14 protein-coding genes and 1 pseudogene are annotated in these 26649 nt (G+C 72.9%); 8 read left to right on the forward strand and 7 right to left on the reverse strand.

Annotated features, from left to right (window positions below; all coding sequences use genetic code 11):
* Positions 1 to 38: 38 nt before the first annotated feature.
* Positions 39 to 635, forward strand: coding sequence for an NADPH-dependent FMN reductase (locus tag OHS71_RS02745; protein ID WP_328476389.1), 597 nt, complete (start codon positions 39 to 41; stop codon positions 633 to 635).
* Positions 636 to 852: 217 nt separating this feature from the next.
* On the opposite strand, the gene OHS71_RS02750 is transcribed toward OHS71_RS02745, so the two are convergent.
* Both OHS71_RS02750 and OHS71_RS02755 read right to left on the reverse strand, forming a co-directional pair.
* On the reverse strand, positions 853 to 1458 hold the full coding sequence (locus OHS71_RS02750) for a sigma-70 family RNA polymerase sigma factor (protein WP_328484373.1): 606 nt from the start codon (positions 1456 to 1458) through the stop codon (positions 853 to 855).
* A 266-nt stretch (positions 1459 to 1724) separates the two neighbouring features.
* Positions 1725 to 2432 carry a hypothetical protein gene (locus OHS71_RS02755; protein WP_328476391.1) on the reverse strand — a complete coding sequence of 236 codons (708 nt, stop codon included), beginning with the start codon at positions 2430 to 2432 and terminating at the stop codon, positions 1725 to 1727.
* Between the two features lie 576 nt (positions 2433 to 3008).
* Between OHS71_RS02755 and OHS71_RS02765 the strand changes: the two genes are divergently transcribed.
* On the forward strand, positions 3009 to 3869 hold the full coding sequence (locus OHS71_RS02765; RefSeq protein ID WP_328476393.1) for a glycoside hydrolase family 16 protein: 861 nt from the start codon (positions 3009 to 3011) through the stop codon (positions 3867 to 3869).
* A 79-nt stretch (positions 3870 to 3948) separates the two neighbouring features.
* On the opposite strand, the gene OHS71_RS02770 is transcribed toward OHS71_RS02765, so the two are convergent.
* Complete coding sequence (locus tag OHS71_RS02770; RefSeq protein WP_328476394.1) at positions 3949 to 4938, reverse strand: aldo/keto reductase; 990 nt, start codon at positions 4936 to 4938, stop codon at positions 3949 to 3951.
* Positions 4939 to 5418: 480 nt separating this feature from the next.
* On the opposite strand from OHS71_RS02770, the gene OHS71_RS02775 reads away from it, so the two are divergent.
* From OHS71_RS02775 to glpK, 4 genes and pseudogenes are all read left to right on the forward strand, one after another.
* Positions 5419 to 5589, forward strand: a complete 171-nt coding sequence (locus OHS71_RS02775; protein WP_030933194.1) for a DUF5670 family protein — start codon at positions 5419 to 5421, stop codon at positions 5587 to 5589.
* Between the two features lie 301 nt (positions 5590 to 5890).
* Positions 5891 to 6330 (forward strand): annotated as a pseudogene (locus tag OHS71_RS02780) (zinc-binding dehydrogenase); the annotation flags it as partial.
* Positions 6331 to 6460: 130 nt separating this feature from the next.
* A complete protein-coding gene (locus tag OHS71_RS02785) occupies positions 6461 to 7306 on the forward strand; it encodes an MIP/aquaporin family protein (RefSeq protein ID WP_328476395.1) in 846 nt (281 codons plus the stop codon).
* Between the two features lie 24 nt (positions 7307 to 7330).
* The gene (gene glpK, locus OHS71_RS02790) at positions 7331 to 8848 is read left to right on the forward strand and encodes a glycerol kinase GlpK (protein WP_328476396.1); all 1518 of its coding nucleotides are present in this window, start codon (positions 7331 to 7333) and stop codon (positions 8846 to 8848) included.
* Between the two features lie 96 nt (positions 8849 to 8944).
* Here glpK and OHS71_RS02795 read toward each other — a convergent pair whose 3' ends face one another.
* From OHS71_RS02795 to OHS71_RS02810, 4 genes are all read right to left on the reverse strand, one after another.
* Positions 8945 to 9781, reverse strand: a complete 837-nt coding sequence (locus tag OHS71_RS02795; RefSeq protein ID WP_328476397.1) for an endonuclease/exonuclease/phosphatase family protein — start codon at positions 9779 to 9781, stop codon at positions 8945 to 8947.
* A 192-nt stretch (positions 9782 to 9973) separates the two neighbouring features.
* Complete coding sequence (locus OHS71_RS02800) at positions 9974 to 11608, reverse strand: alpha/beta hydrolase (RefSeq protein ID WP_328476398.1); 1635 nt, start codon at positions 11606 to 11608, stop codon at positions 9974 to 9976.
* Positions 11609 to 12262: 654 nt separating this feature from the next.
* On the reverse strand, positions 12263 to 12583 hold the full coding sequence (locus OHS71_RS02805) for a hypothetical protein (protein WP_328484374.1): 321 nt from the start codon (positions 12581 to 12583) through the stop codon (positions 12263 to 12265).
* Between the two features lie 249 nt (positions 12584 to 12832).
* The gene (locus tag OHS71_RS02810; RefSeq protein WP_443047150.1) at positions 12833 to 13258 is read right to left on the reverse strand and encodes an ATP-binding protein; all 426 of its coding nucleotides are present in this window, start codon (positions 13256 to 13258) and stop codon (positions 12833 to 12835) included.
* Positions 13259 to 14013: 755 nt separating this feature from the next.
* Here OHS71_RS02810 and OHS71_RS02815 point away from each other — a divergent pair.
* Entirely contained in the window at positions 14014 to 20460 is a 6447-nt protein-coding gene (locus tag OHS71_RS02815) for a non-ribosomal peptide synthetase (RefSeq protein ID WP_328476401.1), read from the forward strand.
* Entirely contained in the window at positions 20457 to 26600 is a 6144-nt protein-coding gene (locus OHS71_RS02820) for a non-ribosomal peptide synthetase (protein WP_328476403.1), read from the forward strand. The genes OHS71_RS02815 and OHS71_RS02820 overlap by 4 nt, the downstream gene beginning before the upstream one ends.
* The last annotated feature ends 49 nt before the right edge of the window (positions 26601 to 26649 follow it).

The raw sequence follows: 26649 nt of genomic DNA on the forward strand, positions 1-26649 counted from the left end.
TCTGGCTGGAGCCGCGGTGCGGCCTGATCGTGGTGGGCATGGAGAACGACAAGCACAAACTGGTGATCATCGTCGGAAGCGTCAGGGAAGGACGGTTCGGCCCGGTCGTGGCCTCGTGGGTCGCCGAACAGGCCGCCGTGCACGGCGGGTTCGCTGTGGAAGTCGTCGATCTGGCCGACTTCGACATTCCGTTGGCGCTTCCCGCGGCGTCGCCGAAGTTCGCCGGCGAGGACTACCCCCGTCCGGCCGGAATGGCTCCGCTGACCTCGGCGCTGGAGGGCGCTGACGCGTTCGTCGTCGTCACGCCCGAGTACAACCACAGCTATCCCGCGTCGTTGAAGGCGGCTGTCGACTGGCACTTCACCCAGTGGACGGCCAAGCCCGTCGCCTTCGTCAGCTACGGCGGTGCGGCGGGCGGGCGGCACGCGGTACTGCACCTGGAGAACGTGCTGACCGAGTTGCACGCCGTGACGATTCGCGATGGTCTCGCCTTTCCGAACTACTTCACCGCGTGGGAGGACGGCCGTCCGCTCGCCCCGGAGAGCTCCGCCTACGCCAAGACACTGCTCGAACAGTTGGACTGGTGGGCGGGTGCGCTCAGGACGGCACGCGACACCGCTCCCTACCCGGCCTGAGAGCGCCGCCCGGTGAGCCCCGTCGCATTCGTCCGGGAGGCGGGAAGCCGGAAGGGCGGGTGCGGGAAGGGCGGGTGCGGGAAGGGCGGGTGCGGGAAGGGCGGGTGCGGGAAGGGCGGGTGCGGGAAGGGCGGGTGCGGGAAGGGCGGGTGCGGGAAGGGCGGGTGCGGGAAGGGCGCCGGTGTGCCTCGGTCTCCTCGCACCGGCGCCCGCCTCGTCACGCGGCGACGGCTGCCGGGCCTGCCCCGGTCCCCTCCGCCTCGTCGAGGAGCCCGACGAGGGTCGCTCGGGCCCGTGCCACCCGGGAGCGGATCGTCCCGACCGGGCAGCCCCCGGCTTCGGCGGCCTCCTCGTAGGGCAGCCCGGTCAGCTGGGTGAGGACGAACGCCTCGCGGCGCTCGGCGGGCAGCGCGTCCAGCAGATCGAGCAGGGCAACGCCGTCGTCGAATCCCGGCAGGTCACGCGGCTGGGCACGCTCGGCCCAGGCTGTCCAGTCGTCGACGTCGGCCGATCGCGGCCGGGCCGCCGCGTAGCGCAGGCTGTCGACGACGGTGCGGCGCGCGATGGACAGCAGCCAGGTACGCGCCGACGAGCGTCCCTCGAACCGGTGCAGGCTGCCCAGCGCCCTGAGGAACGTGTCCTGGGCGAGGTCGTCGGCCAGTTGGCGGTCGGCGGAGAGGTACGTGATGTAGCGGACGACGTCCGGGCGCAGGGCACGCACGAAGCGGTCGACGGCGTCGGGATCGCCGGCTCGGGCGGCGAGTGCCCAGACCGTGGCCGGGTCGTGGGGGGCCGCCGTCACGGCGGGCTGAGCGGACGTCATGCGCCCCGCGTCGCACGTGCCGGACGGCAGGGGGAGGACAGGAGTGATCACCTGTTGTCCTTCTCGGGTGGTCCGGGACCGAAGCCGCGGCGACCCGCCCGCGAGCGCGTGCTGCGCACGGCGGGCGTGAGGTCCGACGCTGGGGAAGGCCCCGGGACGGGAGTGGGAGGGGGAGCGCGACCTGCACGCCCCGTGCCCGAAGCCGCGCCACCGTGGAGCCGACGGACGCGGCACACGGTCGGGACGGCCTCGGGGAGCCGGCTGTCTCAGATGACAGCGGTCCCGGCCGGAGGCCCCCGAGAGATGATCGTGTGAGTGAGCGTCAGGCGTGGGATCCGCTCGGCGCGCTCGCGCGTCGGCCGCAGGCCGGCCCGGCACGGCGGCACGGGTGCGACGGCCAGGGGCAGCCGCAGCGGAGCGGCCAGCCACCCGGCGACGGCCCGCAGGAGCCGGAACGCGGCCCGCTCGCCGTAGGCCAGCCACAGACCCGCCAGCAGAGCTGCCAGGGTGTGGGCGGCGAGCATACCCAGCGACGACATTCCGCCGGTGCCGTGAGCCATGTGGTGGCCGAGGTGCTCGGCCTGCGCCACGTGGCCCACACCCACGGACCCCGCGGATCCCATGTCCATCGCGTCCATGTTCATCGGACCCGTGGCCACCGAGCCCCTGGGCATGCCGCCCATGTCCCGCGTGACGGAGCCGGTGCCGAATCCCGGCGCCGCCGACTGTCCCCAGGAGAAGGCCGAGTGGAGCGCACCCTGTGCGACGACCACGACGGAGACCACCAGGGGGAGGCTCCGTTCGCGCCCCGCCAGCGTCCAGCCGAGGCCGGTCGTGGCGGCGAAGCCGGCGGCCGTCGTCCACCACGGCACGGTGGTGGACGACATGAGGACGTGTCCGAGGGCGGCGAGCAGCACGCAGACAGCCGCGAACACCGCGGCTCGTATCGTGCGTGCACCCCACCCGGCAGTCATGACGGCCTCATCCTCGCATCCGGGCTCCGCTCGTCAAGAGTGGATACGCACCGGACCCGGCCCCTCCCCTCACCCCGACGGCAGTGATTCCGGACACAGCGGCACTCGGCAGCACGCGACCGCCGACCCGCCCGACCCCACGCCGGTGTCCGGCACGCTGACCGGTCCGCGTGCCGCCCGGCCCGACCGGCGCCCGACTCGCCGCCTGGACGGCGACCCGTGCGCGGTGCGGCAGAGGACGGCGCGGACCTCACCCCCCGACTCCAGCCGGCCGAAGACGGTGGGCCGGGGGCCGTATGCGTGCCCCGCGTGTGCGCGGCTTCTCGATGTCCGTCAGCGGCGTGTTGCGCAGAGCCGGACGCGAGCGCAGGAGGTGTCCGGCTCGGGCGAGGAAGTCGTCGGTGTCTTCGGTGAGTTGCCGGTCGTCCGGGCGCATGCCTCAGGGTGCCTGGTGCACTCGGTCCGGCGGAGCACGTGACCGGGTACGAGCCGCCACCGCGGCCGGTCCGACAGCTCTTTCCCGGGCTCGTCTCTCTTATGCTCACGGCATTCGAACGATCCTTCAGGAGCAGCGAGATGAACCGACGCACCCCCCTGGCAGCCGTGCTGACGCTGATCGGGCTGCTGTGCGGATGCGGCTCCGGCTCACCTGCGGATGCGCCACCTTCGCCGGCCGGTCAACAGCCTTTCTGGCAAGCGGAGTTCGACGGAGCGGCGGCCGCCCGCCCGTCACCGAAGGCGTGGAACACCGAAACCGGGAACCGGGAGGCCGAGGGGTGGGGCAACAAGGAGTTGCAGTACTACACGGACGACGCGGCCAACTCCGGCCTCGACGGCGCGGGGCACCTCCTGATCTCGGCGCGTCCGGCTGCCGCCGGATCCGAGCTGCCGTGCTACACCCAGGAGTTCTGCACCTGGACGTCGGCCCGGCTGACCACGGAGGGAAAGGTCGCGCTCACCCATGGACGCGCCGAGATCCGCGCGAAGCTTCCGACCGGCACGGGACTGCTGCCGGCGATCTGGATGCTGGGCGACAACGGAGTCGAGTGGCCCGGGCAGGGCGAGATCGACATCTGTGAGGTGGTCGGCGGGGAACCGGGAACGGTGTACGGCACCGCGCACGGGCCCACCTACTTCAACGAGAACGGGATCGGCGGCTCCTTCACCCTGCCGGCCGACGCGTCGCGGGCGTTCCACACGTACGCGATCGACAAGCAGCCGCACCGCATCACCTGGTCCGTCGACGGGAAGCCGTACTTCACCCTGACTCCGGCAAAGCTGCCCGCACCGGGCGACTGGGTCTTCGAACAGGACATGCATCTGCTGCTCAACGTCGCCGTCGGAGGCGACTGGCCCGGCCCTCCCGACGCCTCTACGCCGTCGCCCGCGACGATGACGGTCGACTACGTGCGCTTCTACGGGGAGGGCCGGGCGTGACGGTCGTCCTCCGGCCGACGAGGGACTCGTCCCGGCCCCCGCCGGGCGAAGGGCTCGTCGCGGCCTCGGACAAGGGCGCCTAGCGGTTGACGGAGCGCATCCCCGCCTCGTCGTACCGCTCGCCCGCCGCCTCGGGCAGCTCGGCGTCGATACGGGCCAGGTCGTCCTTGGTGAGCGTGATGTCGACCGCGGCGGCGTTCTGCTCCAGGTAGGTGCGGCGCTTGGTGCCCGGGATCGGCACCAGGTCCTCGCCCTGCGCCAGCACCCAGGCGATGGCCAACTGGGCCGGGAGCACGTCCTTCTCGGCGGCGATCTCCTTCACCTTTGCCGCAAGCCGCAGGTTCGCCTCCAGGTTGGCGTCCTGGAAGCGCGGGTTCTCACGGCGCCAGTCGTTCGCGTCCAGCTCGTCCGGCGAGCTGAACCGCCCGGCGAGGAAGCCGCGGCCGAGCGGCGAGTACGGCACGAAACCGATGCCCAGCTCACGGCAGGCGGGCAGCACCTCGGCCTCCACGTCCCGTGACCACAGCGAGTACTCGCTCTGCACCGCGGTGACCGGGTGCACGGCGTGGGCGCGCCGGATGGTCTCCGCGCTCGCCTCGCTCAGACCGATGTGCCGCACCTTGCCCTCGGCGACCAGCTCGCCCAGCGCACCGACCGTCTCCTCGATGGGTACGTTCGGGTCGACCCGGTGCTGGTAGTAGAGGTCGATGTGGTCGGTCCCCAGACGCTCCAGGGAGCCGAGGACCGAGCTCCGGACATGCTCGGCCGAGCCGTCCTGCGGTCCGACCGTGCTGATGTCCCCGGGTACGGCGTTGTCCATCCGGTAGTTGAACTTGGTCGCGATCACGTACTCGTCGCGATGCCCGCGGATCGCCTCGCCGACGAGCGACTCGTTGGTGAGCGGCCCGTACATCTGCGCGGTGTCGAGGAAGTTCACCCCGACCTCGAGGGCGCGCCGGATGGTCGCGATCCCCTCCTCCTGGTCGGTCGATCCGTAGAAGGCGGACATCCCCATGCACCCCAGGCCGATGGCCGATACCTGGAGGTCTCGCAGACTGCGCTTCTGCATGCCGTGTCCCAGCCTTTCCATGCCGTTCGTTCGTCGTTCGGACGCCACGAAGCCCTCATCCATCCAGCCACGATTTCCACCGCCCGGCATCCCATGAGAGGCCCCGGGCGACACGGGCCTCGTGCGCCGCGGTGTGCCTGCGACACTACGACCTGAAGCGCACTCCAGCGCAAGCCGGCCGTTCCGCCGAAGCAGCCGGGGTGGGAGCGGCCGCCGCCCTCGGGGCTGACGCCGTCAGCCGGGGGTGCCCTGCCGCCGCTGGATGGGAGGAACGGCCGGATCCGCGAGGGATCTTGGACCCGGTCTCTCCTCGGGGGCACGGCCGGCCGGGACGACGGCGGCAGACGGCCGATTCCGCGTCCACGCCTGCGACGGTCAAGGAAACGGGTCCGGTTCCCGCGAGAACGGTGAAGAAACCAGGGAAATCGGCCGTGTGTTCCTTCATTCGCCGGGCACAAGGAGCGTCGGAGGTTGATAACTATGGTTCCCCTGCTTCTCGTTCTGCTGCTGGCCCTGATCCTCTTCGGCGCGGGTTTCGCGCTGAAGGCACTCTGGTGGATCGCCGTCATCGTGCTGGTCGTCTGGCTGCTGGGCTTCGTCATGCGCAGCGCCGACACGGGCGGCCGCAAGGGCCGCTGGTATCGCTGGTAATCCGCCACGCGCGACACGCCTGGGGGCCCCGGAAAGACATCCGGGGCCCCCAGGCATGTCCCGCCGTCGGAACCGCTCTCCGGACAAATGGTGTAGACACCAACCTCCCGGGCACCCGGCCCCGTGGCTGGGGGCCGGTGGAGCAGCGGAACCTGCACCTCCAACCACCGGACCCCAGCCGACCCGGCCCGCGGCCCGCGCCCGGGGAGTCGCATCCGTGACCGGATGCGACTCCCCGGGTGAGGCGGGTGAGCCGCCCTACTGCGGATCCGCCCGGCCGGAGGGTCTACGCGCGGCGACCGCGGTCCAGCTCGCGCACGAGGCGGCAGCGCGTCATCGGTACCGGCCGTCCGGCCGACCGGGAGACGGTGCTCGCGCTGGGCCCACACGCGTTCCTGGGCCCCGAGACCGATCGGCTCCAGGACGCCGGCCGGTGGGCGTGGCGTCCGACGTGATCGGCGGTGACATCCTCGACCGCTCTGCCGCACTCGTACGCGCCGGCGGCACACTCGTCACCATCACCCGGCCCCTGCCGTGCGGCCCGCGGACGGCCGGGCGGTGTTCTTCGTCGTGGAACCCGACCGCGCGCGCCTCGCGGAGCTCGCACGGCGACTGCGTGACGGAAGGCTCGCCGCGCAGATCGGCGAGGTGCGGCCGCTTGCCGAGGCGGCCGCCGCCTTCGCCTCTCGGCGACGCGTCCCGGGCCGGACCATCGTCCGGGTCGCCGAGGGCCGGGACTGAGAGAACGCCGCCGAGAGAACCGGCCGATTCTCCCATTTGTGCGCTTTATCCATGATCGCCCTATGCTGTTCTACGGGAGAGCTCGAGGCAGTCGACGTGCCGGCTCGGTGCCGGCGGGAAGCGGGCTTCCATGGCTGAGCGATTCAAAAGGTCCGGGCTGGTCGGTGAAGTGTCGGCCGAGTTCGCCGGCACCATGATTCTCATCCTCTTCGGCTGTGGCGTGGTGGCCCAGGTGGTCGCCGGCGGAGCGCTTACAACGCCACCCGGAGGGCTCGGAAACCACGACAGCATCGCCTGGGCCTGGGGCCTCGGCGTCACCCTGGGCGTCTACGTCGCCGCGCGGCTGAGCGGCGCCCACCTCAATCCGGCGGTGACGGTCGCGCTGGCCACCTTCAAGGGCTTCCCCTGGAGCAAGGTGGCGCCCTACGCGCTGGCCCAGACCGCCGGCGCGTTCGTGGCGGCCCTCATCGTGCGGTGGAACTACACCGAGGCACTGGCGAAGGCCGACCCCGGACACACCATCAAGACCCAGGGCGTGTTCTCCACGCTCCCCGCCAACGGCAACCCGAACCTGCCGGTCCACGAGTGGGGCGCGTTCCGTGACCAGATCATCGGCACCGCGATCCTGCTCCTGCTGATCCTGGCCGTCACGGACCTGCTGAACACGCCGCCGGGAGCCAATCTGGCCCCGTTCATCGTCGGCCTGATCGTCGTGGCCATCGGCATGGCGTGGGGCACCAACGCGGGATACGCGATCAACCCGGCGCGTGACTTCGGGCCCCGGCTGGCCAGCTTCTTCACGGGCTACGGCACAGCATGGCGAGATCAGTACGGGAATCTCTACTTCTGGGTGCCGATCGTCGGTCCGCTGATCGGCGGCCTGCTCGGCGCCGGCCTCTACAAGGCCTTCATCGGCCGGTTCCTGCCGACGGCGGAACCGGAGCCTCCCGGCCGAGTTCCGGCCCCCGAGGAATGACACCCACAGCAGAGGCGGCAATCCATGGCTGACTTCGTGGGCGCGGTGGACCAAGGCACCACCAGCACCCGATTCATGATCTTCGACCACTCCGGCAACGAGGTGGCGAGGCACCAGCTGGAACACGCCCAGATCCTTCCGCGCTCGGGGTGGGTCGAACACGACCCCGTGGAGATCTGGGAGCGCACCAACTCGGTGATGCAGAACGCGCTGCGCCACGGCAACCTCGCCCCCGAGGACCTGGCCGCGATCGGCATCACCAACCAGCGGGAGACCACGGTGGTGTGGGATCCGCGCAACGGACGCCCCTACTACAACGCCATCGTCTGGCAGGACACCCGCACCGACTCCATCGCGGCGGCCCTGGAACGCTCGGGCCAGGGCGACGTCATCCGCCGCAAGGCGGGGCTGCCCCCGGCGACCTACTTCTCCGGCGGCAAGATCCAGTGGATCCTGGAGAACGTCGACGGTGTCCGCGAGGCGGCGGAACAGGGCCACGCCCTCTTCGGCAACACGGACGCCTGGGTTCTGTGGAACCTGACCGGCGGTCCCGACGGCGGTATCCACGCCACCGACGTGACCAACGCCAGCCGCACCATGCTGATGGACCTGGAGACCCTCGACTGGGACGACGAGCTGCTGGGCTTCTTCGACATCCCCCGGCAGATGCTGCCCACCATCAACGCGTCCTCCCACCGCGAGGCGTTCGGCGTGACCCGCACCTCCCGGCCGCTGCGCGCCGCCATCCCCATCACCGGGGTGCTCGGCGACCAGCAGGCCGCCACGGTGGGGCAGGTCTGCTACGCGCCGGGCGAGGCCAAGAACACCTACGGCACGGGCAACTTCCTGGTCCTCAACACCGGTACGGAACTGGTCCGTTCGCAGCACGGTCTGCTCACCACCGTGGCGTACCAGTTCGGCGACAGCCCGGCGATCTACGCCCTGGAGGGCTCCATCGCCGTCACCGGGTCCGCGGTGCAGTGGCTGCGCGACCAGATGAAGATCATCAAGGACGCGGCGGAGAGCGAGACGCTGGCGCGCACCGTCGACGACAACGGCGGGATGTACTTCGTTCCCGCCTTCTCGGGTCTGTTCGCCCCGTACTGGCGCTCCGACGCCCGCGGCGCGATCGTCGGGCTGGCGCGTTACAACGACAACGGCCACCTGGCCAGGGCCACCCTGGAGGCTATCTGCTACCAGAGCCGCGACGTGGTCGAGGCCATGGAACAGGACTCCGGAGTCCACCTCGACGTGCTCAAGGTCGACGGCGGCGTCACGGCCAACGACCTGTGCATGCAGATCCAGGCCGACGTCCTCGGCGTACCGGTCAGCCGTCCGGTCGTCGCCGAGACCACCGCGCTCGGCGCCGCCTATGCGGCGGGTCTGGCCACCGGATTCTGGCGCGACACCGACGAACTGCGCACCCACTGGCAGGAGTCCAAGCGCTGGGAGCCCCAGTGGTCCGACGACCAGCGCACGGAAGGGTACGCGGGCTGGAAGAAGGCGGTGGAGCGCACGCTCGACTGGGCCCAGGTCGAGTAGTCCCCGCGACAGCAGGCGAGCGCCGCCCGTGAGCGTCGGGCGGCGCTCGTCCGTTGCGCGCCGCCGAACCGCCCGGTCGGCTCCGCCGGGCACTGCTCAGTTCGGCTTCAGGTCCGTGTGCAGCAGGTGGTGGTCCGAGTACGGGGTGGGCCGCACGGCGTGTCCGAGGGGGGTGAGGCCGCGCAGGAAGACGTAGTCGAACTTGCTGTGCCAGTCGGTGGTCGGCTCGCAGGCGCCGGCGGACGAGGGACGGCACTGCGGGTCCGTGTCCGTGGCCAGTGCCCACATCGGGGCCAGTTCGGCAGCTTCCGGCACCGCGTTGAAGTCGCCGAGAACGACGGCTCGGTCGTACCGCGCGACGGCCGCGGCGAGTACGCCGACCTGGCCTGCCCGGACCTCTTCCTGACGTCGTTCGGCGAGATGGGTGTTGAAGACCCGCACCGGCCTGCCGCCCACCGTGGTGGTGACCGCCATGTACCCGCGGTCCTCGGATCCGCCGTCGGGATATTCCACATGGACGCGGTCGGTCATCGGGGTCGACGACAGGAGCGCTTCGCCGTAGCCGCCCGGATTCCACGGCGCTCCCCCGCAGCGGCCCCAGCTCTGCAGAACCGACCCGTACTCGACGTGGTAGACCAGCCCGTAGCGGTTCTCCAGGTGATCCCGGATCTGCTCCACGTCGCGTACGCATGCTTCCTGCAGGCCGATGACCTGGGGCGCGTACTTCGCGATCTCCGCCGCCCGGTCGACGTCGCTCTCCTTGCAGGGGTTGCAGATGTTCCACGTCATGACCCGGTCGGGCACGACGTGTTTCACGGCCCCGGCGGGCGGGGGCTTGCCGGAGGAGGCGTCGCTCGGTCCGCCGGGGCCGACGAGCACCAGACAGGCCACGATCACCGCGCCCACCAGCCACCACGTGCCTCTTCCGAACACCGTCGCCTCCTCAGCGTGACGCACAGCGCATCTGACGTCCCTGTGGACGAGGTTATGGGACGAGGGCGTCGGCAACACGTCAACACCGAAGCGCGCACTGCCCGCCCGGCCGCCCCGGTGGCGGCGGAACCCGGGGCGCCGGCTGTGGAAGGCCGGCGCCCCGGGACCGGTGCGCGGGGGCGGTGCGGAACGTCAGCCCACGGCGCCGATGCGCTCGACACGCTCGTCCACGCCGTTACGGAGTTCGCTGAGCGTCGTGCCGGGCGGTGCCGTCTTCGGGGTGGAGGAAGGCGGCTGCGTCTCGTCCGCGCAGGTCGTGCCCGAGGCCGGGACCTTGAGGTCCACCAGGTAGTCGATGACCGCGTCCGTCGCGCAGGCGCTGCGGCCGAACGCCGTGTGGCCCTCCGCCTGGAAGGTGAGCAGCGAGGCGTTGTCGAGCCGCCGGGACAGCGCCACCGCGTCCTGGTACGGGGTGTCCGGGTCGCCGGTGGTGCCGAGGACGAGGATCGGCGCCGAACCCCTCGCCCGGTAGGAGCCGTCGTAGCGGCTGACGTGCTCGCCGGGCCACTGGACACAGGCGGTGGCGTGCTGGTGGTCGTAGGTGGGAGGGCCGTACGCCATCGCCGGGCCGAGCAGCGGCGCCGCCTTGGCGTTGGCCGTGACGTTCCGCTTCAGCAGACGCAGGTCGCTCGGGTAGTCCCGGTCGACGCACTCGACGGCCACGTTCGGGCCCAGGAAGTCGAAGCTGGCCGGGGACGGCGGCCGCAGCAGGAAGGACGTGTTGTCCCGCAGCTGGGCCTTGCGCAGTGCCGCGCCGAACTCGGGCCAGATGACCTTGCCCTCGTTGATGTTGAACATCAGCCGGTAGACCAGCGTGTAGCCGTTGGCCCGGCCGCCGTTCGCGGTCGGCACGGGGTTGGCGTCCAGGTCGGCCTTCAGCTTCTCGAACGCCGCGCGCGGGTTGCCGTCGCCGAACCCGCAGGTGGCCTGATCGGCGGCGCACCAGTCCAGGAAGCGGCTCATCGCGCCGTCCAGCGCCAGGTACTGAGGCCGGTCGTAGGCGTACGGGCGGTTGGCGTAGTGCACCGGGTCGTACGCGCCGTCGAGGGTCAGCGCCCGCACCCGCTTGGGGAACATGGCGGCGTAGACGGTCCCGATGTAGGACCCGAACGACCTTCCGTAGTAGGTGAGTTGCTTCTCCCCGAGCGCCTCACGCAGCAGGTCGATGTCCCGGGCGACGTATGCGGTGCCGATGTAGGGCAGGAGGTCGCCGGAGTTGTCCACGCAGGCCTGGTCGAATTCGGCGGCCTGACGAAGCGCCGGCTCGTAGGCGTCCGGACCGGGCACGCCCTTGGCCTCCGTGACGGCCCGCGTGTACCGCGCGTCGTCGAAGCAGGTCAGCGGCGAACTGCGGCCGACACCGCGGACGTCGTAGCCGAAGACGTCGAACGAGTCGCGCAGGGCGGCCGGCAGGTCCGCGTAGTTGTTCCGCACGAAGTCCACACCGGAGTTGCCGGGGCCGCCCGGCTGCATGAAGAGCGTGCCCTTGCGCTTCGTCGGGTCCGCGGCCTTCTTGCGGACCACCGCGAGGGTGATGGTCTTGCCGTGCGGCGTGCGGTAGTCGAGCGGAACGTCGGCGTTCGCGCACTCGAAGCCGTCCTGGCAGTCGGTCCAGGCGAGCGAGGGCACGGTCGGCTTGCCGGCCGTCTTCGGTGAGGCCGTCGCCTGGGTCGCCGTCCCCGACACGGCGGCCATGAGCGCGGTGAGCGCGACTCCGACGGCTGTGAGTCGTCCGAGGCGTCTCGGTATGCGTGGTCGAGTGGTCATGATGTTCTTCCCCCTGGGTCGGTGTGTGGCCGAGCGCACGCTGCGCAAGGTGAGTTCGGCCAACTGGACAGAGGGGAAAAGAGCGACGACGGTGCCCCGACGGCCGACTATTTCACCGCCGAGTTCGGTCCGCCCACGGCGTCCGGCCGTTCCACGGACCCGCACACCTGCCCGGTCGTGCCCCCTCTCCCTCGTGGGAACCGGTCCCTTTGCCACCGGAGTTCAGCGCGGCAGGCAGCGTCCCGCGCCGGCCGGTCCCGATAGGACGGCTTGCGCAACCGCCCCGGGACCGGCTCGACCGTCCGCTCTCGTTGAACGAGCTTCTCTGCTCGGCCAGTTGCGTGGTAGTCGCCCGATGACCAGGGGCATGCGGAGACCGCCGGTACGCCGCTCGAGTCGAGCACCCCGAGGCGGCCGCCTGCGCCTGTCGTTCGAGACGCTCGTGCTCGCGGACGAGAGTCGGCGCCCGGTGGTGCACATGCCGGACTGCGACGCCACGGCCACCGCGCTCGACCGTCCCGACAGCGCGCAGGCCGGGAGCTCTGTGAGCGGTGATCGGCTGACGTTCGCCGGGGGCAGCGTGTTCCCGGCCGGGCGGCGGGCCTACGGTGCGCACGGTCGTCCGGGGTGGGCCGATCGCCGCCCTGCCGGTGCCTATGCGGTGCCGGGACCGTCGAGAAGGCCCAGCAGCACGGCGGCCTCGGCGCGCAGTCGCGCGGCTCGGTCGGCGTGCGCGGGCGTGGTCAACTGCGCGGCAGCCTCGAGGCGTTCGGCGACCTCGGCTCGTACGACACCCACCACGTCGGGCTCGCTCAGCTCACGCCGTACCGCTTCGGTGGTGCCGGCACCGACCGGCGAACACTCCAGCGCCCCACCGCGGAGGTCGGCTTCGTCCACGGCCACCGCCTCGGCGTTGTCCAGGGCGGCGAGGGTCGTGCGAAGGGCGTTCACCCTGACCTTGTCCCGGGCGCGCATCGCTTCCGGCAGTGCCTGACGCATTCGGAGACGCAAAGACATGCGGGTGACCCTACGGCGGCGGCCCCTCGGCCCACAACGCGGCGCAAGCGCGAAACGCCCATGGAGGACGGGGTCGGCGGAGGGTCTCCGGGAAGCCGTCGGCGCGCATACCGGCAGGTGGCTTCCGGCCCGCCGCGCCACCACCCTCTCCGTGAGCGATGGCTCAGCGGTGCCGTGCGGGCTCGGCGCACGCGGCCGCGCCCGGGGTCACGCCCTGCGGGCTCCCGCGCCGCCGCCGCGTGCGCCGTCCAGGGCGATGCGTGCCGTGATGCGTTTGCCGACCGGTTCCTGCTCGATGAAGAGGCTCTCGGTGACGGCCTTGACGATCTCCAGGCCGTGCTGACCGATCCGGCCGGGATCGGTCGTCCTGGCCGCGGGGACGACGGGGTCGCTGTCCCAGACGACGACGTCCACGCCTGTAGTGGTGATGCGCAGTTCCAGCAGCACGGGGCCGGGGGCGTACTTGAGGGCGTTGGTGACCAGCTCGCTGACCACCAGCTGGGTGATGTCCCTCGCCCGCTCGGAGACCGACAGGTGATGGTCGGTGCGGGCCTTCTCGAGGAAGGCGATGGCATGGTGCCGGGCATCGGCGATGCAGCCGTCGCCTCCGCCCAAGGCGTAGCCGGCGCGCATCAGGTGTTCGTCCGGTGCCGTACCGCCGTCACCGTCGGTATGCAGTCCCACGTGTTCGCCCTCACTCCCCCCGTTCACGCGCGCCGGTACCCGCGATCCCGCCCTGCATGCATGTCACGCAGGGTGTCGTGCGACACAGCCGTCGGCAGCGGCCCCCGGAGCGCCCGCCGTCCCCGTACGGCGGGATGGCCGCGCCGCCGACCGGGCAAGCCCAGGCGCAGTCGGTCACGGGGAGGGTGACGGACATCGCGAGGGCCGGCAGGGCCGACCGGGTCCAGGGCGAGGCCCGGCGTGCGACGGGGGGCGGGCGGAAGCGGCGAACAGGGCTTGAGGCGCGAGCCGGATTCGATGGCCGCCCAGGGCGTTGCCGCGGGGGGCCGGTCCGGCACGCTTCACCACACGGTGCGCTTCCCTTCGCAGACCAGGCGGGCGACCCCTGCGAAGCTGCCAGACATCCCCCTCGTTCCACACCTGGACCACCCCTCCATGCTCGCGGGACCGATACCGCGCCCAGCCTTCCACGCGGGTCCGGCACAGCCCGCGGGACGGCGCCGGGCATCGCCTTCGGGGGGCTCCGATCGCCGGGCCCCGGCCTGCCGCCGCCCCCTGTAACGCCATCCCGTGACTTGAGCGGAAAACGCGTCGGGGAAATCATTTGTAAAGCGTCCGCCCCCTGCGCAAGGACCCACGCGGCGCGGCACGTTGACGGCATTCCGCGGTGTCCCGACCGCCGTAGCTCCGACCGAGGTGGAGTCATGTCTGCTGCCCAGCACACTTCGCTGCCGTTGACGGCAGCCCAGAGCGGGGTCTGGTTCGCGCACCAGCTGAATCGGAATTCTCCCGTGTACAACGTCGGCGAATTCGTGGAAATCCACGGGCCGGTCGACGCGGACGTATTCGAGACGGCCCTGGAGCAGGTCGTCCGCGAGGCCGGAGCGCTGCACATCCGGCCCGCCGAGGAACGCGACGGCCCACGGCAGGCACTCGGTGCTCCGCCAGGACCCCGGCTGACCAGGCTGGACCTTTCCGGCGAGGACGACCCGGAGGCGGCGGCGCGCGCGTACATCGCGGCAGACCTGGCGCGACCCGTCGACCTGGCGCACGGGGAGCTGTTCGGGTACGCGCTGATCAGGCTGGCCGACGACCGCTGGTTCTGGCACCAGCGCTACCACCACCTCGTCGTGGACGCGTTCGCGGCCGCGGCCGTCACCGCCCGCGTGGCCCGTGTCTACACCGCCCTGGCCGCCGGTGAGCCGACGGACGAGGGGGCCTTCGCCCCGTACACCGCGCTGCTGGACGGTGAGACGGCCTACCGCGACTCCGAGCAGTACCGCAAGGACCGGGCGCACTGGAGCGAGCGGTTCGCCGACCGCCCCGAAGAGATCGCCACCTTCGCCGGCTCCGGTCGCACCGCGCCGCCCTCGGACACGTTCCTGCGCCACCTCACACGTCTGTCCCCGGACGTGATGGACAGCCTGCGCGCCACCGCACGGGCCTCCCGTACGACCTGGTCGGCCGTCGTCGTCGCCGCTGTCGCGGCACATCTGCATCGTGTCACCGGAATACGTGACATCACCCTCGGAATTCCCGTCTCCGCCCGTCACGGAGCCGAGGCCAGGAACATTCCGGGAATGGTGTCGAACGAACTCCCGCTCCGCGTGAGCCTTTCCCCGGACATGACCGTCGGAGAGGTACTGCGCGAGGTGTCCGGAGAACTCAGGAAGTTGCTGCGCCACCAGCGTTACCCGTATGGGGATCTCCGCCGCGATCTGCGCCTGCTCGACGAGGGCCGGCATCTTTTCGGCCCCATGATCAACATCATGCCCTTCGATTTCGACGTCACGTTCGCCGGGCATCCCCTCACCGTTCACAACATGTCCAACGGGCCGGTCGGCGACCTCTCCGTCTCCGTCTACGAACGCTCCGACGGCAACGGGCTCCAGTTCTCCTTCGACGCCAACCCCGCACTGTACGAGGCGGGTGAACTGGCCCGGATCCAGGAGCGTTTCCTGGCCTTCCTCTCCGCCATGGCCACGGCCGACCCCGCCCTGCCCCTCGGCCGGCTGGACAGCCTGACCGGCCCGGAGGCCGAGAAGGCGATGTCCGGCGCCGACGCGCCCTCGCGTCCCATCGCCCCCGCCACCGTCGCCGACCTGTTCGCCTCACAGGCCGCCCGCACCCCCGACGCCCGCGCGCTGGTCTCCCCCGGCCGCACGCTCACCTTCCGCGGTCTCAACGCCTCCGCCAACCGACTGGCCCATCTCCTGGCGGGCCTCGGCGTCGGACCCGAGCAGTGCGTGGCGCTGGCTCTGCCGCGCGGCGCCGACACCGTGGTCGCCATGCTCGGTGTCCTCAAGGCCGGCGCCGCCTATGTCCCGCTGGACCCGGACCACCCGGCCGAACGCACCCGGCAGATCCTCACCGAGGCCGACCCGGCGCTCATCCTGACCACCGCCGATCTCGCCGACGCCCTGCCCCGGGACGACGACGCCCGGCTGCTGCTCCTCGAGGACGCCGGACTCGGTCTGCCCGGGCTGCCCGACACCGACCCCACGGACGGCGACCGCACCCGGCCCCTGCTGCCCCGGCACCTCGCCTATGTCATCCACACCTCCGGATCCACCGGCCGCCCCAAGGGGGTCGCCGTCGAACACCGCAGCCTGAGCAACCTCTACGAGCACCACCGGCGGGTCTTCGTCGAGCCCGCCGTGGCGGAGGCCGGCGTCGACCGCTTCCGGGTGGCGCTGACCAACGCGTTCGTGTTCGACGCCTCCTGGACCGCGCTGCTGTGGCTCGTCGCCGGGCACGAACTGCACGTCGTCGACGACGCGACCCGACGGGATGCCGGTGCGCTCGCCGGGTACGCCGCCCGGCACGCCATCGACCTGCTCGACACCACGCCCACCCACGCCCGTCAGCTCCTGACCGCCGGGCTGCTGGACGGCGCCCACCGCCCCCGGGTGCTCGTACTCGGCGGGGAGGCCGTCCCGGACGACCTCTGGACCCGGCTGCGCGCCGTCCCGGGCCTGACCGCCCGCAACGTCTACGGGCCGACCGAATGCACCGTCGACTCGATGTACTGCGATCTTCGCGTGGCGGCCACCCCCACGATCGGGCGGCCCGTGGACAACCTGGGCACCCGTGTCCTCGACAGCGCCCTGCGCCCCGTCGCGGACGGCGCCGTGGGCGAACTCTTCCTGTCGGGCGCCGGTCTGGCCCGCGGCTATCTGGGCCGGGGCGCGCTCACCGCGGAACGGTTCGTGGCCGATCCGTTCGGCGCTCCCGGCGCACGGATGTACCGCACGGGAGACCTCGTCCGCCGCGGCCCGGACGGTCTCCTGGTCTACGTGGGCCGGGCCGACACCCAGGTGAAGCTGCGCGGCTTCCGCATCGAGCCCGGGGAGATCGAGTCCGTCCTGGCCACCCATCCGTCCGTCGCCCAGTGCGGGGTCGTGGTGCGCGAGGACCGCTCGGGGGTGCGCAGGCTCGTGGCCTACGTGGTGCCCGCCCCCGGGGCCGGCGTGCCGGAGGCCGGAGCGCTGCGGGAGCACCTCGCCGCGTCCCTCCCCGAGTACATGGTCCCGGCCGGCTTCGTCGCCCTGGACGCCCTGCCGCTGACCCACAACGGAAAGCTCGACCGCGCCGCCCTGCCCGTCCCGGAGATCACCGCCGCGGCCGGCAGCCGCGCGCCCCGCACCCCGGTCGAGAAGACGCTGTGCGCCCTGTTCGCCGAACTCCTCGACGTGCGCGGCGTCGGCATCGACGACAGCTTCTTCGCCCTCGGCGGCGACTCCCCGCTGGCCGTGCGGCTGTCCGCCCGGGCCCGGGAGGCGTCGGTCGTCATCGATCCCCGGGACGTGTTCCAGCACAAGACGGTCGCCGGCCTCGCCGAGGTGGCGCGCCGACCGGGGCCGGACCAGGAGTCGCCCGTCCGCTCCCGCCGCCCGCTGGTCCGGCTCGACGACCGCGAGCGCGCGGCCCTCGCCGTCTCCCACGCCGGGCACACCGCCGTCCTGCCCCTCACGCCGCTCCAGGAGGGCATGCTGTTCCACGCCCAGTACGAAGGCGCGGCCGGCGCGACGTCCGGCATCGACCCCTACATCGCGCAGAGCGCGTACGAAGTGTCCGGCCCGCTGAGCCCGGGCCGGCTGCGCGCCGCATGCGACGCCCTGCCGGCCCGGCACGAGTGCCTGCGGGCGGCCTTCGTCGCCACCGGGTCCGGCCGGGCCGTGCAGGTGATCACCGCGGCGCGCGGCGTGCCGTGGACCGAACTGGACCTGTCAGGACTGCCGGAGGACGGCCGGCAGGAACGGATCGCCCGCGAGCTGGCCGCCGAACGTGCCCGGCCCTTCGACATGGCCGCCGCGCCCCTCGTGCGCTTCCTGCTCGTCCGGCTGGCCGCCGAACAACACGTCCTCGTCGTCACCGGCCACCACATCGTCCTCGACGGCGCCTCGCTCGCCCTGGTGCTGGACGACCTTCTCGCCGGATACGCGGGCGGGGACCTCGGCGCACCGGCTTCGCCGACTCTGCGCGACTACGCCGAATGGCTCGCCGCACAGGACGCGCAGGCGGCCGAGAAGGCGTGGGCCGACGCGCTGGACGGCGTGCAGGAGCCGACGCTCGCGGTGCCGGACGCGGACCTGGGCCGGGCGCCCGTCCTCGCCGAGGAGGTCCGGGTGTCCCTCGACCCGGGCCGCACCACCGCGCTGACCGCCGCCGCCCGGGCCCGCTCCCTCACGCCCCACACCGTCGTCCAGGCCGCGTGGGCGGTCACTCTGGCGCAGCTGACCGGCCGTGACGACGTCGTCTTCGGCACCACCGTCTCCCTGCGCCCGGCCGAACTGCCGGGTGTCGACCGGCTGGCCGGACTGCTGATCAACACCGTGCCGGTACGGGTGCGGCTCGACCCGGCGGAACCGCTGGAGCGGCTGCTCGTCCGTCTCCAGGACGAACAGGCCGCGCTCTCCCCCCACCACCACCTGGGCCTCGCCGCCCTGCGCCGGACCACCGGACTCGACCGGATCTTCGACACCTCCACGGTCTTCGAGAACCACTCCGGTGGCGCCGACGCGCTGCGGGAGCCGGCCGGGCTGACCGTGCGCGCCGCCGGCAGCCTGGGAGCCACCCACTACCCCCTCACGCTCATCGCCGAACCGGGCGAGCGGCTCACCCTGCGGCTCGCCTACCGCCCCGACCTCGTGGACCGCGCCACCGCCCGGGCCGTCGTCGGGCGGGCGGCCCGCTTCCTGGAGGCGTTCACCACCGCGCCGCACGCGCCGCTCTCCGCCGTCGACCTGCTCTCCCCGGCTGAGCGGTCCCGCGTACTGCACGAGTGGAACGCGGCCGTCGCACCCCCTTCGGACACCGCGATCCACCGGCGGTTCGCCGAACAGGCGGCGCGCACGCCCGACGCCGTCGCGGTCACGGGCGCGGCGGGCACCCTCAGCTACGCCGAACTCGACGCCCGTTCGGACGAGTTGGCTCACCGGCTGCTGGCTCTCGGTCTGCGGCCCGAGGAGCGGGTCGCCGTCCTCCAGGAGCGTTCGCCCGAACTGATCGTCTCGCTGCTGGCCGTGCTCAAGGCGGGCGGCGCGTACATGCCGCTGGACGCCCGCTCCCCCGCCGACCGGCTGCGCGCGATGACCGGCCGCACGCGGGCCCGCGTCCTGCTGACCGACCTCGCCTCGCAGGACATGGCACGCGACGTGGGCCCGGGGCGGATCCTCGTCGTGGACGAACCCGGCCCGGCCGTGGCCGAGGCCGTGGGCCCGCTCCCGCAGGTCGACGCGGACCGGCTCGCCTACGTCCTGTTCACCTCGGGTTCGACCGGTGAGCCCAAGGGCGTCGGCGTGACCCACCGGGCCGTGCTGGACCTCACCGGGGACAGCGCGTTCGACGCCGAGGCCCACCGGGCGGTCCTCCAGCACTCCACCCAGGCCTTCGACGCGGCGACGTACGAGATGTGGGTGCCGTTGCTCAACGGCGGCCGGATCGTCCTCGCGCCGCCCGGCCAGCTGGACGGGCCGCTGCTGGAACGGCTCGTCGCCGAGCACGGGGTGAGCGCGCTGTGGCTGACGGCAGGCCTGTTCCGGCTGCTGGCCGAGGAGTCGCCGGACAGCTTCGCCGGGCTGCGGGAGGTGTGGGCGGGCGGCGACGTCGTCCCCGGCCGGGCCGTCCGCGCCGTCCTGACCGCCGACCCGGCCCTCGTCGTCGTCGACGGCTACGGACCCACCGAGACCACCGTGTTCGCCGCATGCCACCGGATGCGCGCCGGGGAGGACGTGCCGGCGACGGTGCCCGTCGGGCGGCCGCTCGACGGCATGCGCGCCTACGTCCTGGACAGCGCGCTGCGGCCCGTTCCGCCGGGCGCGGCCGGTGAACTGCATCTGGCCGGCGCCGGACTGGCCCGGGGGTACCTGGACCGTCCGGAGGCGACCGCCGAGCGCTTCGTCGCCGACCCCTTCGGGGCACCTGGCGGGCGCATGTACCGCACCGGTGACCTGGTCCGCTGGACCGACCGGGGTGAGCTGGTCTTCCTCGGCCGCGCGGACGACCAGATCAAGGTCCGCGGGTTCCGGGTCGAGCCGGGCGAGATCGAGGCCGCGCTGGCCCGGCATCCCGCGGTGGCCCAGTGCTGTGTGGTGGCGCGCGAGGACACTCCCGGCGTCAAACGGCTGACCGCGTACGTGGTGCCGGCCGGTGGCGAGGCGCCGACGGACGCCGGACTGCGCGCCCACCTGACCCCTCTGCTGGCCGACTACCAGGTACCCGCCGCGTTCGTGACGCTGCCGGCGCTGCCGCTGACCCGCAACGGCAAGATCGACCGAGGTGCTCTCCCCGTCCCCGCCGTCACGGCCGACGCGGCCGGGCGTGCCCCGGCCGGCCCCCGCGAGGAACTCCTGTGCACCCTCTTCGGCGAGATCCTCGGCCTCGACGCGGTCGGTCCCGACGACAACTTCTTCACCCTCGGCGGTGACTCCATCCTCTCCGTCCGGCTGGTCGCCCGGGCCCGCCGGGCGGGACTCGTCCTCACCGCCCGGGACGTCTTCACGCACCGCACGCCCGCCGCGCTCGCCCCGGCCGCCCAGGACCTGGTCCCGCAGCTGCCCGACCTGGCCGAGGAAGCCGACCTGCCGCCGATCGCCCTGCCCGACGACGAACTGGCCGAACTGGTGGCCGCATGGGAGTCCGCCCAGTGAACGCGACACCTGACACCGCGCCCCGGCCGACCACCGGAAGCCGCCCCGACCTCGACATACTCCCCCTGACGCCCCTCCAGGAGGGCATGCTCTTCCACGCCCTGTACGACGACGAGGGCAGCGACGTGTACACCGTGCAGACCTCGCTGGAGCTGACCGGCCCGCTCGACCGGGCCGTCCTGCGCACCGCCTGCGAGGCCGTGCTGACGCGGCATCCGGCGCTGCGGGCGGGGTTTCTCCAGCGCGGGACGGGACGGGCCGTGCAGATCGTGCCGCGCGCCGTCGAGGTGCCCTGGGCGGAGGACGACCTGAGTCCGATGCCCGCGGCGGAGCGTTCCGCCGCGCTCGACCGGATCACGGCCGAGGACCGTGAGCGCCGCTTCGTCCTCACCGCCCCTCCGCTCGTACGGTTCCGGCTGCTGCGCATGGCCGCCGAACGGCACGTCCTGCTCCTGACCAACCATCACATCCTGCTGGACGGCTGGTCGCTCCCGCTGGTGCTGCGCGATCTGTTCGAGCTGTACGACCGGGGCGGCAGCGCCGACGGGATGCCCCCGGCGCCCTCCTTCCGCCGGCATCTCGCCTGGCTGGCCGCACAGGACCGGGGGGCCGCCGAGCGGACATGGCGCGCCGCCCTCGGCGACCTGGACGAACCCACCCTCCTGGCGCCCGCCGGGGCGGGCGGCGGACCGTCCGCGTTCCCCCGGCGCGTGGTCACCCACGTCCCGGAGCCGCTGACCGCGGAGCTGACCCGGTTCGCCCGTTCCCGGGGCCTCACCGTGAACACGCTGGTGCAGACCGCCTGGGCGCTGTCGCTGGCCCGGACGACCGGCCGCCAGGACGTGGTCTTCGGGACGACCGTCTCGGGCCGCCCGGCCGAACTGCCCGGCGTGGAGGAGACGGTGGGCCTGTTCATCAACACGGTGCCGGTCAGGGTCCGGCTGGACCCGGCCGAACCGTTCGACGCCCTGCTGCGGCGGATCCAGGAGGAACAGGCCGCACTGCTCCCGCACCACCACCTCGGCCTGGCCGACATCCAGCGGCTGACAGGTCTCGGAGACCTGTTCGACACCGCGGTCGTCTTCGAGAACGCCCCCTTCGACGAGGAGTCGCTGGACCGGACGTTCGGCGGCGTGCGCGTCGCCCTCCTGGAGGACACGGCCACCACGGGCACGATGCACTACCCCCTCAGCCTGACGGCCGTACCCGGGCGGCGGCTGCGCCTGGACCTCAGCCATCGCGCCGACGTCGTGGACGAGGCGTCCGCCCGGCGGCTGGCCCGCGGTCTGGTGCGGATCCTGGGCGCCCTGGCCGCCACCCCCGGGCTGCCCTGCGGCAGCGTCGGCGCGCTCGACACGGAGGACCGGGCGGCCCTGACGGCCGCCGGCACCGGACCGGCCGTCCCGCATCCGGTGACCACGCTGCCCGAGCTGTTCGCCGCGCAGGCCGCGCGCACGCCGTCCGCGCCCGCCGTCGTCTTCGAGGGCACGACCCTGACGTACGCCGAACTCGACGCGCGTGCCCGCCGGTTGGCGCACGCCCTGCGGGCCCGGGGCGCCGGCCCGTCCCGGATCGTCGCCGTGGCCCTGCCCCGCTCCATCGACCTGCTGGTGACGCTGTACGCCGTGCACAAGGCGGGAGCCGCGTATCTGCCGGTGGACCCGGACTATCCGCCGGACCGGGTGCGGTACATGCTCGACGACGCGTCCCCCGCCCTGGTGGTGACCCCGGAGGTGTACGGCCGGCTGGCCGAGGAGGCCGTGGCCGACGGCGCTTGGCTGCCGCGCGTCGACCCGCGCGAGCCTGCCTACCTGATCTACACCTCCGGTTCTACCGGCCGCCCCAAGGGGGTGCTCGTCCCCCACCAGGGCATCGTCAACCGGCTGCTGTGGATGCAGTCGGCCTATGAACTGACGTCGGCGGACCGGGTGTTGCAGAAGACGCCGTCCAGCTTCGACGTGTCGGTGTGGGAGTTCTTCTGGCCGCTGATCACCGGGGCCACGCTGGTCGTGGCCCGGCCCGAGGGGCACAAGGACCCCGAGTACCTGGCGGAACTGATCCGCCGCGAGGGCGTGACGACGGTGCACTTCGTGCCGTCGATGCTGGAGTCCTTCCTGCGGGCCCCCACGGCCGCCGACTGCACCCGCCTGCGCCGGGTCCTTTGCAGCGGCGAGGCGCTCCCCGCCTCCCTCGCCGACCGCTTCCACGACGTCTTCGACCCCTCCGACACCGAACTCCACAATCTGTACGGCCCGACCGAGGCTTCCGTCGACGTCACCCACCGGCGCAGCCGCCGCGGCACGCGGACCGCCTCGGTGCCCATCGGCCGCCCGGTCGACAACACCCGCGTGCACGTCCTGGACGCCGGTCTCCAGCCGGCCCGCCCGGGCGCCCCCGGCGAGCTGTACCTGGCGGGCGTCCAGCTCGCCCACGGGTACCACGGGCGGCAGGCGCTGACCGCCGAACGCTTCGTCGCCGACCCGTTCGGGCCGCCCGGCTCGCGGATGTACCGCACCGGCGACATCGTGCGCTGGACCGACGACGGAGAACTCCTCTACCTGGGGCGGGCCGACGACCAGGTGAAGATCCGCGGCTTCCGCATCGAGCTCGGCGAGATCGAGGCCACCCTGGCCCGTCACCCGTCCGTGGGCACCCCGGCGGTCGTGGTCCGCGAGGACCAGCCCGGCGTCAGACGCCTGGTCGCCTACGTGGTCCCCGCCGACCCGGCACGCGCCGCCGGGTTCGACGCCGGGGAACTGCGCGCCCACTGCGCGGACGGCCTGCCCGAGCACATGGTCCCGCAGGCGTTCGTACCGCTGGAACGGCTCCCCCTGTCGCTCAGCGGAAAGCTCGACCGCAAGGCGCTGCCCGCCCCCGCGTTCACCACCGTCGGCGGACGGCGCGCCGAGGGGCCCGTGGAGGAGACGCTGTGCGCGCTCTTCGCCGAGGTGCTCGCAGTGCCGGTCGTCGGGCCGGACGACGGCTTCTTCGAGCTCGGCGGCGACTCCATCCTGTCCATCCAGCTCGTCGCCAGGGCCCGCCGCGCGGGACTGACCCTCACTCCGCGCCAGGTGTTCCAGCACCGCACGGTGGCCGCGCTCGCCGCGGTGGCCGCTCCCTCGGACACGGCGCCCGCCACCGAGCCCGTCGACGCCGGCACCGGACCCGTGCCGCCCACGCCCATCGTCCACTGGCTGCACGGACAGGGCGGGCCGGTGGCCGGGTTCCACCAGTCCATGCTGGTGCGCGTCCCGGCCGGGCTTCGGGAGAAGGACCTGCTCACGGCTCTCCAGGCGGTCCTCGACCGGCATGACGCGCTCCGTCTGCGGCTCGGCGTCGGCAGCGCGGGCGCGGGCGACGCCGACGGCCGCTGGACGCTGGAGGTCGGCGCGCGCGGCAGCGTGCCGGCCGCCGACTGTCTCACCCGGCACCGCGGCCCCCGCGCGACCGTGGCGGAACTGGCCGCGGCGGCCCAGCGCACACTGGATCCTCACGGCGGCCGCGTCCTGCGGGCCGTCTGGCTCGACCGCGGCGAGACGGAACCGGGCCGCCTGCTGCTGATGGTGCACCACCTCGCCGTGGACGGCGTGTCCTGGCGGATCCTCCTGCCCGACCTCGCGGCGGCCTGGCGGGCGGCGGTGGCCGGACAGGACGCCTTCGACGCGCTGGAGGCGGTGCCGACCTCCCTGCGCACCTGGTCGCACCGGCTCACCGAGGCCGCCCACTCCCCGGCGCGCACGGCGGAACTGCCCCTGTGGCAGGAGGTGTCGGCCGCCGAGGACCCCTTGCTCACCGCCCGCCCGCTCGACCCGGCCCGCGACGTCTACGCCACCCGCGAGGACCTCACCCTGACCCTGCCCGTCGAGGAGACGGCCGCGCTGCTGACCGCCGTGCCCGAGGCGTTCCACGCCGGCATCGACGACATCCTGCTGACGGCCCTCGCCCTGGCCGTCGCCCACTGGCGCGGACCGGACCTGCCCGGTGGCGTCCTGGTCGACCTGGAGGGCCACGGCAGACAGGAGGAGATCGCCCCCGGGCTCGATCTCTCGCGCACGGTGGGATGGTTCACCACCCTGTATCCCGTACGCCTCGACGCGGGCGCCACGGACTGGGAGGACGTCTGGGCCGGCGGGACGGCACTGGGCCGTGCCGTCAAGACCGTGAAGGAACAGCTGCGGGCCGTACCGGACCGGGGCATCGGCTACGGACTGCTGCGCCACCTCAACCGCGACACCGGTGCGCTGCTCGCCGCCGGCCGCACCCCGCAGATCGGCTTCAACTACCTGGGCCGTTTCGCCGCGGGCCGTACCGCAGACTGGGAGGCCGCCGACGAGGCCGACGCCGTCATCTCCCCGGCCGACCCCGGGATGCCGCTGCCGCACGCCGTGGAGCTGAACGCCGCCACCGAGGACCGACCCGACGGGCCGCGCCTGGTCGCCCACTGGTCCTGGCCCGGCGAACTGCTCGACGAGGCACGCCTGCGCGACCTCGCCGACACCTGGTTCCGGGCGCTGCGGGCACTCGTCGCGCACACCGCCGGTACCGGAGGGGGCGGCCTCACCCCGTCCGACCTCGGGGTGGTGAGCGTCGCCGGCGAACGGATCGGCCAGGACGAGCTCGACGCGCTGGAGGCGCGCTGGGCCCGGCACACGGTGACCGACGTGCTGCCCCTCACGCCCTTGCAGGAAGGGCTGTTGTTCCACGCGCAGTACGACGAGGAGACGGCGGACGTCTACACCGTGCAGCTGGCCCTCGACCTGGACGGCCCGCTCGACCGTGACGCCCTGCGCACCGCCTGCCGGGACCTGGTACGCCGGCACGCCCCGCTGCGCACCGCCTTCGACACCCTCGCCTCCGGCACCCCGGTACAGGTGGTCCTGCGGGACGTGGAGCCGTCCTGGGCCGAGCACGACCTCTCCCCCGGCGGGCGGGAGACCGGGCGGGCCGAGCTGCTCGCCGCGGACCGGGGCGCCCGCTTCCCGCTCACCGGTCCGTCCCTGGCCCGCTTCACCCTCGTACGCGGCACGGCGGAGCACCACACCCTGCTCCTGACCGCCCATCACCTCCTGCTCGACGGCTGGTCCCTGCCGGTGCTGCTGCGTGACCTGTTCGCCCTGTACGAGGCCCGGGAGACCGGCGCGGGCCACCTTCCGAGACCGCTGTCCGGGGCCACCGTGCGGGAACATCTGGCCTGGCAGACAGGGCAGGACCGGGACGCCGCGGAGAAGGCATGGCGGGACGCGCTCGACGGGCTCGACGGACCGACCCTGCTGGCACCGCACGCCGCACGCGGCGGCACGCCCTTGCTTCCCGAGCGGGTCGTGACGGAGCTGACGGAGACGGAGACCGCCGCGCTGACCGCGCTGGCCCGCAGGCACGGGGTCACCCTGAACACCGTGATGCAGACGGCCTGGGCACTCGTCCTGGCCGAGGCGACGGGACGGCGCGACGTGGTCTTCGGCGCCACCGTGTCCCTGCGCCCCCCGGAGCTCCCCGGCGTGGAGAACGGGGTCGGGCTGTTCATCAACACCGTGCCGGTGCGGGTGCGTCCCGTCCGGGGCGAACCGCTGGAGCGTCTGCTCACCCGCGTCCAGGACGAGCAGTCCGCCCTGGCGCCCCACCATCACCTCGGTCTGCCCCGCATCCACGCGCTGGCCGGCGGCGCCCCGCTCTTCGACACCTCCACCGTCTTCGAGAACTACCCCGCCGACACGGCCGAGGTACGCGCCGGAGCCGTCCGCCTGTCCGGTCTGGAGGGCCGGGACGCCTACCACTACCCGATGACCCTGATGGGCGTGCCCGGCGACCGCCTGCATCTGCAACTCCGGTACCGGCCCGACCTCTTCGACCGCGACACCGCCGAGCGCGTCGCGGCGAGGCTCCACCGGGTCCTCACCGGACTCCCCGGCCGGCCGGCCGCCGCGGAGGGCCCCGTGGACGCCGTACGCGCGCTGTTCGCGGACGTCCTCGGCCTCGAACACGTCGGCCCCGACGACGACTTCTTCGCCCTGGGCGGTGACTCGCTCCGCGCGCTGCGGCTCACCGGCCGTGTCCGCGCCCTCGGCCTCGATCCGCGGCTCCCGGTGCGCGCGGTCTTCGACCGCCCCACCCCTCGGGCGCTCGCCCGACGTCTCGGCTGATTCCTCGGCCATCCGACACCCACCTCGGGACACCCATGTCCCCACACCA

The organism is Streptomyces sp. NBC_00377 (assembly GCF_036075115.1).
In the GTDB taxonomy this organism is placed as follows: domain Bacteria; phylum Actinomycetota; class Actinomycetes; order Streptomycetales; family Streptomycetaceae; genus Streptomyces.

Excerpts from the sequence above, each read along its gene's own strand:
- OHS71_RS02745 (WP_328476389.1), top strand. The coding sequence starts at position 39 with ATGGAGAACGACAAGCACAAACTGGTGATCATCGTCGGAAGCGTCAGG.
- OHS71_RS02750 (WP_328484373.1), bottom strand. The coding sequence starts at position 1,458 with ATGACGTCCGCTCAGCCCGCCGTGACGGCGGCCCCCCACGACCCGGCC.
- OHS71_RS02755 (WP_328476391.1), bottom strand. The coding sequence starts at position 2,432 with ATGACTGCCGGGTGGGGTGCACGCACGATACGAGCCGCGGTGTTCGCG.
- OHS71_RS02765 (WP_328476393.1), top strand. The coding sequence starts at position 3,009 with ATGAACCGACGCACCCCCCTGGCAGCCGTGCTGACGCTGATCGGGCTG.
- OHS71_RS02770 (WP_328476394.1), bottom strand. The coding sequence starts at position 4,938 with ATGCAGAAGCGCAGTCTGCGAGACCTCCAGGTATCGGCCATCGGCCTG.
- OHS71_RS02775 (WP_030933194.1), top strand. The coding sequence starts at position 5,419 with ATGGTTCCCCTGCTTCTCGTTCTGCTGCTGGCCCTGATCCTCTTCGGC.
- OHS71_RS02785 (WP_328476395.1), top strand. The coding sequence starts at position 6,461 with ATGGCTGAGCGATTCAAAAGGTCCGGGCTGGTCGGTGAAGTGTCGGCC.
- glpK (WP_328476396.1), top strand. The coding sequence starts at position 7,331 with ATGGCTGACTTCGTGGGCGCGGTGGACCAAGGCACCACCAGCACCCGA.
- OHS71_RS02800 (WP_328476398.1), bottom strand. The coding sequence starts at position 11,608 with ATGACCACTCGACCACGCATACCGAGACGCCTCGGACGACTCACAGCC.
- OHS71_RS02805 (WP_328484374.1), bottom strand. The coding sequence starts at position 12,583 with ATGCGCGCCCGGGACAAGGTCAGGGTGAACGCCCTTCGCACGACCCTC.
- OHS71_RS02810 (WP_443047150.1), bottom strand. The coding sequence starts at position 13,258 with ATGCGCGCCGGCTACGCCTTGGGCGGAGGCGACGGCTGCATCGCCGAT.
- OHS71_RS02815 (WP_328476401.1), top strand. The coding sequence starts at position 14,014 with ATGTCTGCTGCCCAGCACACTTCGCTGCCGTTGACGGCAGCCCAGAGC.